Annotated in this window: 8 protein-coding genes; all 8 read left to right on the plus strand. The window is 43.5% G+C overall.

Annotated elements, in window-relative coordinates:
* Positions 1–70 precede the first annotated feature (70 nt).
* The 8 genes from ACFWMP_RS11425 to ACFWMP_RS11460 all read left to right on the plus strand — a co-directional run bounded on the left by ACFWMP_RS11425 (position 71) and on the right by ACFWMP_RS11460 (position 14,436).
* Complete coding sequence (locus ACFWMP_RS11425; RefSeq protein WP_379423746.1) at positions 71–2,659, plus strand: metallophosphoesterase; 2,589 nt, start codon at positions 71–73, stop codon at positions 2,657–2,659.
* A 218-nt stretch (positions 2,660–2,877) separates the two neighbouring features.
* Entirely contained in the window at positions 2,878–3,831 is a 954-nt protein-coding gene (locus ACFWMP_RS11430; protein ID WP_042189653.1) for an ABC transporter permease, read from the plus strand.
* Between the two features lie 43 nt (positions 3,832–3,874).
* Complete coding sequence (locus ACFWMP_RS11435; protein ID WP_042189651.1) at positions 3,875–4,756, plus strand: carbohydrate ABC transporter permease; 882 nt, start codon at positions 3,875–3,877, stop codon at positions 4,754–4,756.
* 56 nt (positions 4,757–4,812) lie between these two features.
* Positions 4,813–6,444: an extracellular solute-binding protein gene (locus tag ACFWMP_RS11440; protein WP_042189649.1), complete on the plus strand. Its 1,632-nt coding sequence runs from the start codon at positions 4,813–4,815 to the stop codon at positions 6,442–6,444.
* Between the two features lie 137 nt (positions 6,445–6,581).
* On the plus strand, positions 6,582–8,939 hold the full coding sequence (locus tag ACFWMP_RS11445) for a hypothetical protein (RefSeq protein ID WP_042189647.1): 2,358 nt from the start codon (positions 6,582–6,584) through the stop codon (positions 8,937–8,939).
* A 120-nt stretch (positions 8,940–9,059) separates the two neighbouring features.
* Entirely contained in the window at positions 9,060–10,865 is a 1,806-nt protein-coding gene (locus ACFWMP_RS11450) for a sensor histidine kinase (RefSeq protein WP_379423747.1), read from the plus strand.
* Positions 10,866–10,875: 10 nt separating this feature from the next.
* On the plus strand, positions 10,876–12,462 hold the full coding sequence (locus ACFWMP_RS11455) for a response regulator (protein WP_081951162.1): 1,587 nt from the start codon (positions 10,876–10,878) through the stop codon (positions 12,460–12,462).
* A gap of 138 nt (positions 12,463–12,600) precedes the next feature.
* Positions 12,601–14,436: a carbohydrate-binding protein gene (locus tag ACFWMP_RS11460; protein ID WP_042189640.1), complete on the plus strand. Its 1,836-nt coding sequence runs from the start codon at positions 12,601–12,603 to the stop codon at positions 14,434–14,436.
* The last annotated feature ends 277 nt before the right edge of the window (positions 14,437–14,713 follow it).

A 14,713-nucleotide genomic window follows, 5' to 3' on the forward strand; every position in this document is an offset into this window, starting at 1 on the left:
AAAACCGCCGTTCTTCTTGGAGACGGCGGTTCGATGATAAGTGAGATTAATGAAGAGGGAGATGGGTCGAATGGATAACCACCAATCTTATCTCAAAAACAGATTTCCCAAGGTAATCAGTCTAATGGTTATAGGTTTGCTGCTTGCCATGGAGTTGACCGGTTTTGTTTCAGCAGGAAGGGAGGGAAATGAGGAAGATCTTGCAAGCGAAGTAACTGCAGCTCAGGAAACGATTGCCCAGTGGATTTTTAAAGACAAAGGCGAGAACGGAGTATTTCCGGCTACAGGCGGAGTATATCAAACGGCTTCATCCATTCGTGATATAGGAACAAATACGGATGCATACACCTATGAGCCCAGTGAGAACAGCGTACGCAACCAGGGCTGGCATGAAGGAACGGGCACTAAATACTGGCTTGCCACGCTTTCTACCCAAGGCTTCGAAGGTATCCTCCTCTCTTCACAGCAAACTTCTTCAAGTACAGGACCTAGGGATTTTAAGGTGCAATACAGTATAGATCAGCAGGAATGGACAGATGTTGCGGGCGGCAACCTTGTTCTAGCCCAGAACAATTTTAATTGTTCCAATAATTCCTGCAAATTAACGAACCTCGTTTTGCCTGCGGGAACAAACAATCAAGATGTACTCTATATCCGCTGGGTGGTTAACTCTACGAAAAGCGTAAGCGGGGGAACGGTATCCAGCTCAGGCTCAAGCAGAATCAAAGATGTGGTAATTAAAGGAACACGCAGCAGCGGCGAACCAGGAGACACTCCCACACTTGAGGTAAGCAAAACTCCCGCTTCAGGGGCTGCAGATGTTTCCCTTAATGCAGAGATCACTGTGAAGTTTAATAAAGCCATCAGTCTCGACAGTGGCTATCAAGTTGTAATCACAGAAAACAATGTTCCTCTTAACAACATCTCTACTTCGCTCCTCGGTCAAGACTCGGTTAAAGTCAGCCACCCTAATTTTATTGCCGGTAAAACTTATAAAGTGACCATCCCAAAAGAGCTTGTTAAGGGGACTACGGATGGCCGGACACCGGAAAACGATATTACCTGGAGCTTTAAGACGAAGTCTCCGGATATCGGCAACAAAACACCAACTCTGCTGAACATGACTTTTAATGGGGACCCAAAGACAAGTATCGCCTTTGACTGGTATACAGCCGAAACTGTCAGAGGTACAGTAGTGCAAGTGGTGGAGGCCTCCAATGCGGGAGGAAGCGAGTTCCCGGAACAACTGGCAACTTCTTATGAGGGCAGCTCAACAGTTATTGAAACCTTAATGATATCAGGAGACAGAAGTTCCAAGAAGTATAAAAAGTTCGCCAGCCATAAGCTTATTGCAAGCGGTCTTATGCCTGGAACTAAGTATATCTACCGGGCCGGTAACGGTGATGCAGACGGCTGGAGCGAGGCGGGTTCTTTTACCACGGACAAGGCGGATAATCAGGATTTCCATTTCCTCTATGTAACCGATACCCAAGGCTCAAGTAAATCGAATTTCGATCTGTGGCAGGATACTTTTAAGAGAGCTATTGAGAAAACGGTAGATCCCAAGTTTGTTCTTCTTACAGGGGATCTAACGGATGACGGTGATCTGGAGCAGCTGTGGCAGTGGTTCTTAGGTGTGCCGAAAAAAGAATTTGCCAATGTGCCATTTGCACCGATTATCGGCAACCATGAGATAGAGGATTATCCGAATAATAACTTCTATAACCATTTTAATCTTCCAAAAGATGTCGGGACGGGTGCTCATGACGGGTCGGTATATGCTTTCGAATACGGCGATGCACTGTTTATGCAGATCAATTCCCAGTACGAAGGAGAGGTCAAGCCGTACAAAGCAGATATTCAGTTCACGAAGCAATTGGAATGGATGCGGAATCAGGTGGCAAAGACCGATAAGAAGTGGAAATTCGTCTCTATGCATAAGGGAGCTTATTCCTCAGGGGATAATGCTTCGGCAGAAAGCGACCGGGTAGAATTTTACCGCAAATATCTGATTCCTGTATTTGATGAGCTGGGTGTGGATATGGTGTTTGAGGGACATGACCATATGTATATGAGGTCTTTTCAAATGCTGAACAACGTTCCGATTAAGAATGTCATTACCGATGAGCAAGGAAATGTGCTGAATCCCAAAGGGACTGTGTATCTAATGGGCAACTCGGCCGCTTCGAAATTCTATGCTATTAATCCAGACGCAGACACTTTTTTTGCAGCAAAAAACGATCAGCCCAACAAGAAAATGTTCGTGGATGTTTCCATTACAAACGATGTGCTGAAATTTACATCCTACACAGCAGTTAAAGATAAACCCCTTGCCGTCTATGATGCTTACAGTATCAAGCGGACTGACGTCAAACCCGGCATCGTCGAAAATCCAAGCGCAGTAAGACAATCAGGGAACCGTGCAGTTCTTTCGTGGAAAGCACCAACAAATAGCCCTGAGCCGGTGCGAGGTTACCGGATTTATGAGAAAAATGATAAAGTCAGCACAAATTGGAGCGTGTATGTGCCGACGGTAAGCGGTCAGACGAGTTACAGCTATACATTAAACGGCATAGATTCTGCTAAAGCCTACAATTTCGTGATTAAAGCAGTGGGGACAAGAAATAATTCGCTTCCAGCAGAGGTAGGAATGCAATGAATCCTCGAAAAACAAAATTACTAACCGAATGTACCCTGGTTAAAAGACACTAGCTCACGCTAGTGTCTTTTTCCTTCCAAGGGCAAAGACCTATAAATATTGCACCTTATGTATATTTTATCTGTGTTTCGGAATTTTAATCCCCTTTATAATAAGGTTTGTAACAGGGTTGGTAGGCCGGCCGAGCTTTACAAAACGAAAAAGAAGAGGAAGCTACAATGTCAAATGAAGCAGGGAAAAAAATAAAGCTTTCACGAATCGGAAATTCGCTAAGGCAACAGAAATATCTTCAACTTATGGTGCTACCTGGTCTTATATGGCTAATTGTTTTTTGCTATATCCCTATGGTCGGACTTTTTGCAGCATTTTTTGATTATAATCCTTTTCTGGGAATTCTAAAGAGTCCATTTGTAGGCTTCGCGCACTTTAAAGAACTGTTTCACGATGAGTTGTTCTGGAATTCGGTAAGAAACATGTTCGGGTTAAGTTTAACGAAGACGGTTTTTGCCATCATCATGCCGATTTTGTTTGCCTTAATGCTTAACGAAATCAAGAATATGACCCTGAAAAAAATCGTTCAGACGGCGAGTTATCTTCCGCACTTTATCTCGTGGGTAGTTGTTGCAGGACTGTTTATTATGTGGCTCAACACCGATGGCATTGTCAATCATGTACTGATGTCGCTTGGTTTCACCAATGAGCCCCAAGCTCATCTGAATTCTCCCGGAGGCTTCTGGATCTGGATGGCAATTATTGACACCTGGAAAGAGACCGGGTGGTGGGCGATTATATATCTCGCTGCCATTGCTGCGATTCCTGTAGAACAATATGAATCTGCTGTGGTGGATGGAGCAAGTCGCATCAGAAGAATGATTAGCATCACTATTCCGTCCATTAAATCCACAATTATGATGGTAGTTATCCTTAGTATTGGAAGCATGATTTACGGAGGACTCTCCGGATCAAATCTGCAGCAATCTCTACTCTTTGGGAATTCGCTCAATTATGACAATTCCATGATTTTGGAAACCTATATCGTAAATATGGGGCTTTCCCAAGGTCGCTTCTCTTATGCTATTGCTGCAGGGTTAATCTTATCATTGTTATCGTTTGTGCTGTTCAGTGGAGCAAATGCAGTCAGCCGTAATTTAACAAACACCAGTTTATATTAACAAGCAAATTCCCGTATAAAGTGAACCGTCAGGAGCGAAGGAAATGAAGGGAAATACAGAAGACAAAGTCATCAACATAGTTCTGTTTATTCTTATGTCGATTGTCACCCTGGTAACGTTGTATCCATTGTACTACTCATTCATCATATCCTTGAATGATGCCAATGACATCGCCGAAAAAGGCTTCATCTATTTATCTCCAAGAAAATTCACACTTGAGAATTTCAAGATTGTTTTTACAGAGAGCAAGTTAGCTCATTCATTCCTAATTACAGGGGCGAGAACGATTTTGGGTACAATTGCAAGCGTATTGTTTACTGCTTGCGTGTCTTACCCCTTATCTAAAAAAAACTTGGCCCTTAGAAGCTTCTATATCCGGACGGGTGTAATCACCATGTATTTTTTTGGTGGAATCATTCCAACCTATCTGCTGCTCAACTCACTTGGATTAATTGATACCTTCTTGGTGTATATCATACCTTCCCTGTATTCATTTTTTAATGCCATTTTGTTTATTAACTTTTTTTCCTCCATTCCCGATGCGTTAGAGGAATCAGCCAAGATAGACGGTGCAAATGATTGGCGTGTTTTCTGGAAAATATTCCTTCCGTTGTCTGCGCCGATTCTGGCCACCGTGTCGTTGTTCTATGGAGTACAGCAATGGAATTCATGGTTTGATGCAGCCTACTACACCAATTCACCAGACCTGGCCACCCTGCAACTGGTTCTTTATCAGATCATCAGTCAATCGGAAGGAGCCGCGATTGCTGCAAATTATCTCGGAGCCGGTAAGCAGAATATTAACATTATTGATTCCATGAAGTATGCAACTATGGTTGTGTCCGTCGTTCCGGTAGCTCTCGCGTATCCATTCCTGCAGAAATATTTTGTCCAGGGCATGATGGTGGGCTCTGTAAAAGGATAATGCTCGATATCTAGGTCACTTGCCTTGATATACACACAAAAAAAGGGGGAAAGAAGATGAGTAAGGGAAAAAGGATTGTGTCAATCTTTATGGCAGTAATGATGGCTGTTGTTTTTAGCGGGTGTCAATCGAATAAGGATGCGGAGAGTTCAAGTCAGCCAGCAACGGGTACAGAAGCAACTGCGGGTTCGGAAGAATTGACGCAGGAACCTCTAGTTATCAAGCATTTCTATAATTATGACTGGTTCAATGTCGATTGGACAAGTTCGCCCTCCGGTCAGGAAATTCAAAAGCAGGCCAATGTAAAGATTGAATTAAGCAAAGCAACTTCTGGTGATAATACCAAGCTAAATATGATGGTTGCTTCCGGTGACATTCCTGATTTGATTACAACCAACAAGGATGATCCCGCCATCGATTTAATGATCAAGAATGGCATGGTTTTGCCGATTTCTGATTTTATTGATCAATATGCGCCTGAGATTAGGGAGCAGAGTGAACCAGAGGTCTTTAAATACTACAACTATAAGGATGGAAAGCAATATTTCTTCCCGTCGTTTCTCGTTACCCCATATGACCTTCAACAATCAGATTATAATACGGTTAGCGGAGGTGATGGAGTAAGCGCTATCAGAAGTGATGTTTATGAGGCAATCGGAAAACCAGATATGTCAACGCCTGACGGATTCTTTAATGCAGTGAAAGCAGCAAAGGAAAAGTTTCCTAAGCTTACCGGCTGGTATTTCGGGGCTTTCAACAAAGATCTGACCTTCTTTAAAGCAGGTGAATTTCAAGGTTATATGTTCCCTGCTACCCAATTCGGCATCCATGTATATGATGTAAACGCGGATGGAAAGCTCACATCGGGTGTGCGTAATCCGAAATTCACTGAATTCGTAAAGTTCATGAATAAAATGTACACGAATGGATTAATGTCCTCTGAATCATTCGTAGATGCGCAGGATATTAAAGAAGCTAAGAAACAAAAAGGGGATACGATCGTATTCTCCGGGATCGTGAATGATTTTAACGAAACGATCAAAACTCAGGATAATCCGGAAGTGGGCTGGGAGCCTCTACCGTATTTCCCGGATGGTAAGTATTTCAAAGATGGCTCTGGTTGGACAGCTACGCTGATCTCCAAGAAAGTCGCTGACCCTGAACGGCTGGCTAAATTCATCTCTTTTATGACTTCTCAAACAGGTAGAGAGCTTGATGCTTATGGGGTAAAGGGCGTTCATTGGGAGATGAAGGAGATCGATGGGAAGCAAGTACCAAGACGGACTCCGGAATTCCAGACCTTATACGAAACCGACGGAAGCAAATATCAGAAGGAAACAGGGGTATCCACCTACTTTGCTTTCTCGGATGACTATATCCATGGCAGAATGGCTGCACTTACCGATTCCGAGAAGACAGATTACAGAAAGAACTTGGAGAGCATTGTCAAGCCGCACAAAGAAGCGGATATCGCATTGGGACTTATTCATCCATTGTCCACTTCTGAAGAAGGGATTATCCAAAATAAGCTCAATGAGCTCTCCAAAGCGTACTACCCTAAAATGGTTATGGCCAAGAACGAGGGTGCCGCTTTAGATACCTATAATGAGTTTGTGAAGAAGGCGGAAGACACCGGTTTGGCAAAACTGGAGGCTGCTTGGACCGCTAAGTATGCGGAGTTTAAATAAGTCAGCTTAGCAATAAAATAATGTTAATCAAAGAAGTGGATGAGTGTGACGAGAATCAGGCTCATCCTTCTTCTTTTCGCAAGGAAAACTCTTAAATCCACTACAAATCCGCGTTATACGTTTATTCGGGGGATACAATGAAGGAAACCATTAAAATCTGCAAAAAAGGGTATGACATTGTCATCGAGAAAGGTTCTGGCTGCATCAGGGAATTGTATGACAATAAAGATGCTAACCGGGTGAACCTTGTTGACCGCAACAGGCGATTCGGGAGCTTGGCCGCAACCTTTAAAGACAAGAAATCATACCATACAGAAATAAGCCATGTCGCAGAGTCCAAGAAACACATCGTTATAGATGACCAACTCATCACCCATTCTTTTTCTTATCTGAGAGGTTCCTGTGCCGTTTTTACCAATTTCGAATATAACTCCACCTTAAAATACGAATTTATGGACGAGTTTTTTATCCTTTCCATTGAAGCTGCAGACACGAATATCAGCCAATTCGGCATGAACCTTGACTTCAATTTTTTAGGGAAGTTAGGCACAGGATATGAGGATCAGGTGATCCCGACATCCCCCTATACCTCAGCAGACGGCAAAGCCTCCTATTATCTAATGACAAGGCCTAACGGCAGATGGGTTCTGGTTACCTCACCTCAACCCCTGGCTGGGTGGCGACTGGAGTATTCTCCCAATAATTTTGGACATTTTATTCTCGGATTGAAGATGTTTGAGAGCTTTGATGATGTTTTTGTTTCAGATTCAGGCACGAAACAAAAACATACGATAGCCCTTAGGATCGACTTTCCCGACACGTACAGGGAGGCCATGTCGCTTGCGAGCTCCGCCTTGGGATCCCCTGTTCCCTATTTTCCGGTTGCAGGGGGAACATTGGGGACAGAGCTTCCCATGACTATTGAAGGAGTATATAACAAAATTATCCTTCATTCACCATCAGGTAACAGCACGGATATTACAGAGCATGTAGTAGAAGATAGCGGAGTATATCAGGTTTCAATTAGGCTTTGTGAAGAGGGATTCTACAGGGTTGAAGCATTTGGAAATTCCCTGAACAGCCTGGACTGTGTATTATTCAGCTTCAGCGGTTGGAACGAGCTGTTCCGCAAGGCGAGCAGTACTATCGAACAACCCTATCACTGTGATGAGAATCTTGCTGAGGGAGGGGTGTGGTGCTGGGCTCTGTGTGAACATATCAAGCGGTTTGGGGTGGACCCGCAATTGGCGGACAGGGTTTTAGAACATATTGATCATAAAATATTGAATCTGTCCGGAGTCTCCCCTACGCCAGGATGCTCCATCGTACCTTATCCGCACAGGTTTGAGGGTCGGGAATATGGGCCTTACCATATCTTCGAGTCAACCCGAATACAAGAGCAGTTTTTTGGGGTGTCTATTCTTCTATCTGCTTATCAAGCATTTGGCAATTCAAGCTATCTGGAGTATGCGATTGATACCTTGCTGAACCTGCTCCATGAGCATATTGCCGAGAATGGGGCCATCCTGTGTTATGAGAAAGGAAGAGAGATCGATTATACCACCGTATGCGCCCCTGTAATTGCAGTGGTGGATATGGCGAAGGTGCTTGGGGAGAGGAGAGATCCCAGAGAGGCTGTCTTTCAAGCAGCAGCCGTGAAAATTGCGGATTATCTGCTGCAACGGGGATTTCATTTCCCTACGGAGGGGGATCAGGAATACTCACAGTCGGAGATGGAGGACGGCTCGATCTCCTGCACGGCATTATCCGTTCTGTATGTTTGCTTTCACATTGAATTCAAGCATGAATACATTCGATTTGCCGAAAGTATTCTACGGCTTCATGATGCCTGGAAGATGTACACGCCTGATGCCCGGATGTACCAGTCATCCTTCAGATGGTGGGAGACCATCTGGGAAGGCGATCAGGACGGCCCGTGCATCAATGCAGGACATGCCTGGACGATCTGGCGGGGAGAAGCCGATTTCTATTACTCACTCCTCACAGGGGATATGAACAGGCTCCTCTCTTCCTACAATGCTTATCTAACCAATCTCAGCAAGATTCAACAGGATGGCACTGTATATGCCTGTTATATTCCGGATTATATTCCTTATAGCACGGAACCTGGGGTGCTGGTCCACCGATACCCGCTGAAGCCAGACCATTCTCTCTCCAGGTATGTGTGGCCGCGGGCAGTGGACACCTGGTTTAAATCGAGCGGCATTCACAGCCAGAAGGGTAAGCCGATTGCTTTGAATGGTGAAGTTACGTTTCATGAAAATTGTCTGGTTTTTATGAGCACGGCTCCCGAGTTTAGTTATTTTTTTGTTGGTGATATAAGGGGAAGAATCAGGCTTGCTACAGAGAAAAGAATCACAATCATATCTCAAACAGAGTATTTGTCAGTATACCAGGGTCGTATTGAGGCTGCTCAGGGAATCCGTTGCGAGATTACACCGGAGAACAAATGGATTGAAATTGAATTAGGGTAATCTCCCATGCAAGAGGGCAGTAAAGCTCAAAAAATGTTCATTTTTTGTCGATTTCAGTAAGTATTGATATAATAAATACGGTCGCGGCAGTGGATATTGAGGGACAGAGAGGGACGAGTTATGTTAAGAATGCTTCGGGGACCCGTAAACACCAGCTATACTTGGAAGATCATGATTTCCTTTGTGCTTGTCCTTCTCATACCCGTAACCTTGTCGGCTGTTTTTATCTACATTCGGTCTGTCCAATATGTGGAGGATCAGTCTAAGACCGCCCTCAAGGAAGCCTTGGCAAAAGAAAAAGAGAATGTGCATCAAATTTTTAACGATTACCGAAAACTCGGGAGCCAAATTGCGCAATACCCTTTGCTGATTTCATATTTTGATGATTTATATATGTCCGATACCAACAAGATTGATTTTTCCTATCATTACCTCAATTCTTTTATGGATTGGGTCCGCAGCCTGGAGACTACGGAGTATCACTTCCGGTTCTTTACTGCGAATGACAACACCTTTCAGAATGAATGGATTTACCATTCTAAGCCTTATGGTAACGAAGCATGGTTTGAAGAAGCGATCCAGGCGACTTACAGCGCTCCATACTGGGAGAATCTCCACAAAGCCCGTATTTTGGATTATGACAAAGTCAAAAACCCAGCGATTCGCGATCAGGAAATCTCCTTGTTCGTGCCTATGTTATCCTATACAACCAACGATAGAAACACGCTGCTGGAAATTTTTATTGCACCTGACGCTATTTTTGGTGGTCTCGGCAAGATGGAGGAGTTCAAACAGGGAGCCGTGTTCGTATATGATAGCGTAGGTCAACTGGTCTATGAATCCAATCATCACCCGGCAGGTGTTCTCTCACAGCTATCCTCCCAATTAAACAAGGCTGAACAAAGTACATCCAATTTCGTTACGAAGGTGGGAAGCCAGTCCTTTCTGACGGAAATCCAGACTTTAGAGAATCCTAACTACAGAATTATTGGAATGTTTCCTCAGAATCTAGTTATCCAAGAAACCACGAAAGCGCGAAACACCTTCGTAGTTTGTCTCGTAGCCGCACTTATCTTGATGATTCTCATCTCCTATGTTTTTTCCAGAAAACTGATGAAGAAAATAAAAAGGCTCGTAAAGGTCATGAGGAGCGTCCAGAAGGGCAACCTGAATACCCAAGTGGTAATTGAAGGGAATGATGAAATTGACGAGCTCGGCAAGGATTTTAATAGAATGCTTAACAGGATAAATGAACTGATCGAGACGGTATACAAAACGGAAATTCTTCAGAAGGATGCGCTGTTGAAAGCGCTTGAGAACCAGGTGAATCCCCACTTTCTGTATAATACGCTGGAGACCATCAAGATGATGGCCGAGATCAACAGGGAAAGGGAAATCTCCGATGCGTTAACCTCATTGGGCGCTATGGTCCGCTACAATTTGACAAAAGACAACAGGCTGGTCCTGATAACGGAAGAAATCGAACAAATCAGGAGCTATTGCAGTTTGCAGAATTTGATGATGAACGGCCGATTGGAGCTGGTATGCTCGATTGCAGAGCAGATATATTCGTTAAAGATGCTGAAGCTGATCCTTCAGCCGATCGTAGAGAATGCAATCCTCCACGGGTTTCGCAACTTTGATGGTCAATGTGTCATCAAAATTTCGGCCGAGGTATACCAAAATAATATCCGATTCACAATTTGCGATAATGGGAACGGCATTGAGCCCGGGAAGCTCAGAGCCTTGAGAGAACGGTTGGAAAACAACCATAAAAACAGGTTATCCCCAGGTGAGAACGAAATCGGTCTGTCCAATGTCAATGACCGGCTTAAGCTGGCGTATGGAAGCTGCTATGGTATAGAGATTGAAAGTGAAATGAGGGAAGGAACCCGAATTTATATCAGCATTCCGGTTATTGATTAACCAAGGAGGGATGAACGTGTATTCATTATTGATCGTAGATGATGAGAACATCATTAGAAAAGGGTTGCGAGTGATTATCGACGATCTTGGGTTCTCGTTCAGGGAAGTGGTGGAAGCCGAAAATGGAGTCCAAGCTTTGGCAATATATGAGAAACACAAGCCGGATATTATTATAGTCGATATTCAAATGCCTCATATGGACGGTATTGAATTTCTTAAAAAAATAAGGGATATAGGTGCTGATAGCCGGGTTATTATTTTCAGCGGCTACAGTGAATTTGAATATGCCAGGGAAGCTATTCGTTTTAAGGTTACCGAGTATTTGCTCAAACCGATCAAGAGACAGGATCTGGAGGCTGCCCTGAAGAGGGCTTTGGACGATCTGGACCAGGAAAAGGGAACGGAAGAACTGCCTCCTGGGAGCCTCTCCGAGACAGATGGGAATATGCTTAAAGATATGCTGCTAAGCGCTGGTGGGAGCGATGAGGTCTTTCAAATGTTTTTATCCGAACGAAGGATTGAAATGCCTTGCCCGCATTTCATCATTTTATATGCACAGTTTACCCACCTGCAACTTTTTTCAGATGCCGGACAGGGAAGTATTCTCCCTGCAACTATGCTCGGCAGTAAGCTGGTGGCAATGTTTCCTCAGGTACTATCTGTTCCGCATGTGAAAAACAGTGTGATCTCTATCATCAACATAAAAAAAGGAGACGGTTTGAGAGAACTTCGAGCCTCCTTAAACGAAATGAATGAATATCTCCGGGAAAAAGGGCTTCGAGTAAACTGGGGAGTCAGCGGTATTAGCAGTAAATCTGTGCCTCTGTACACGCTGTTTAGGCAGGCCAAAGCCGCCTTCATGGAAAAATTGGTATACGGCGAAGGGAATATTTATTTTGCAGATGAACTGCCTAAACTCGCTGACAGGTTGCACTTTAACGAATCTGATATTACCCAAATGATATCCATGCTCAGAATGATGGACACCGGGAGGCTGGAAGTCTTCATCAATCAGAGGTGCAATGAGACAAGTATAAAAGGAATGGTAACGGTGAAGGAATACCAGGACAAGCTTTGCAGCTTGCTTATACAGGTGGGGTCCGGTATAAACGGTTCCGAAAAGGCCGCTGTTTTTATGGCTAATAACATCTATCAATTCGTGGAGGAACTGGAGGAATGTACTTCTTTACCGGCGGCCAATAAGCGCTTTATTGATACTTTAGTATTGATAAGTACCTATGACCATAAAGAAGGAACAAAATCAGGAGACAATAAATCAATTGCGCTTGTCAAACTATTCATCCAGAAGAATTTCCACAAGGTAATCAATCTCGATATGCTGGCAAATCAGGTTTCCATGAATCCTTCCTACTTCAGTGTATTGTTCAAAAAGGAGGAGGGCATATCCTTAACCGATTATATTGTGAATGTCAGAATAAACAAGGCAATGGAATACCTAATAGATCCCCAGTTCAAAGTGTACGAGGTCGCAACCAAAACCGGATTCAATGATGAGAAGTATTTCAGCAAGGTATTTAAGAAAAATGTGGGAATTACACCTAAGGAATATAAAGAAAAAAGCATATTCCACATGTAGGTTTATTTTTAACAACAATAAATGCGATTTCAATAAATATGGCACGCTTTCTTGAAATTTTCCATTCTTTTTTACAGGCAGTGTTGCTAATATTCAGATTGTAGTCCCCTACAACACAAGTTTAGAGGAGGAGAAAAAATGACTTGGGCTAAGAATAGGTTTTATTGGATGTTTTTTTTATCTTTTTTGGTAGCGTTTACAGTCGGTTATGTCCGGCAAGCCGAAGCAGCAGGAACTAGTACAGTCTATCCGTTTCCCGCAAGTCTCGCTTCAAACAGCGATTTTCAGGTGTGGGTCGAAAACACTTCATCACCCGTATGGACTGCACCGGGAATGGCCGCTACCCCCAAAGCAGTTACCAGCTTCGCATTCACGGGTACGGTGACTGTTAAGGTACAGTACAAGTCCAATTTCACATCAGCTAATATTATGCCTTCCCAATACGGAATAACGTATACTAAACCGGCGGCCAACCAGCTTCAGTTCACGTTAAACGATTATAAAAAAAGCAAAATTATTATTCGGATCGACAACGATCCGAATAAAGAGCTTTTCTTGTTCGGGGATCCGCCTGTAGCGACGCCTCCTGCCGGTGCAATCGTCTATCAAGCAGGGGCGCATTATCCCGCTAATAATGAACTCACGATGCAGGACAATCAGACGATTTTCCTCATGCCGGGAGCTGTTCTGCATGCCAGAATTGATACCGCTAACAATTCCAACCTAAAAATTCTGGGCCCAGGAATTGTTGTTGCCTATGATACAGGTGTGAATCCGAATGAATCAGAGTTTGAAAACAACATGGTATTCTATAAATCCAACAATGTTGAGTTGCGGGATTTCATCCTGGTACGAAATTTTAACGACAATCTGATCCATCAACTGGTTGTACGCAATACGGACAATGTGTCCATAGACAATGTTAAAGTTATTAGCGATGCTAGATGCTCTGACGGTTTATCGCTTGGTGGAAATAATGGGGTAGATGTTAAGAATTTCTTCAGTGTATCCGGTGATAATAATCTTGTCATTGGCTGGTGGGGCAAAACCGATAATGTAACGATCGATAATTACATTGCTTATTTCCCCGAACATGCCGGCATTGCTCAAACTTCAGCCATCTTCGCTCAGGGAATTGAGGGAACTAAGCCGGGCGAGGATACCAGCTCGATTGGAACTGTTCGCATTACTAACTTCTATGCCATAAAGCAAACAAATGTACTGGGAAGCATATGGGGTAAAATTCAGGACAATATCGATAATTTTACGATCGAAAATCTCTATACCGAGCCGGGTTCGACTAGGGACAACTTGCTGTATTTTGACCTGAATGTATCCTCCAATAAAAATTTCAACCTGAAGAATGTATACTTTGATAAAACCACTGGAGGCTATCTTAGTGATAAATATTATGTAAGATTTGACAACGTATATTATAAAGGCAATTTGGTCGCCAATACTTCCGCTGCTAATGTTACAGGCTCTGGGAAAGTTCAAGTGTTGAATGGGACATCCGGGAAGCACTATGAATTTGAAAATGGTCAATTGAATGGGCCAATTGCCGCCAATAAGAATTATGCATCCTTTGGAAAAGCTGTGGCCGTTATGAACAGTGTAGGGAGTTTCGCGGAAGTTACAATAGATGTGCCTGTAGCCGGAGACTATATACTGGATATTGCCTATGCGAACGGATCGGGGGCGGATGCCGCCCAAAGCGTCTATGTAAATGGAATTTATAAGTTCCAGGCATCATTCCCCAAGACAAATGCTGGATGGGACCAGTCTGCCTCCTCATGGAAGAAAGTATCTGGCGTCGGAACGGTAAACCTGCAAGCGGGGACCAACAAAATTAAAATCCAAAAGGATTCCAATGACCTCTACACAGCAGACCTTGACTATCTTGAGGTAACTTTAAAGCCTATCCATGTGGAGATGGAAAGCGGAACCGTTGAACCGTTGGTGGAGGCGCCCTGATTATAAACAAGTACTATGCCTCCGGATTGAAGGCTGTAGGGGTTATGGATGCTGTAGGAAGCTATATCAATCTCACCGTAACCGTTCCGAGTGTATTTGTTTTACCAGGCTCAATTGGTTCCATTTGAGTATAAATGTTTTCATGTATTCCCTCCGATTTTAATATGGAAATATTACTAAGCCCAGCCAGCAGTTGTAATGAGGTAAGTTAATATTTAACGTTAGTTTATCATGAAAATTGTCGGCCATGTACGAGTGCCAAAATTTGTGAAAAGGT

This window comes from Paenibacillus sp. NPDC058367 (genome assembly GCF_042723305.1).
Lineage (GTDB): Bacteria > Bacillota > Bacilli > Paenibacillales > Paenibacillaceae > Paenibacillus_AQ.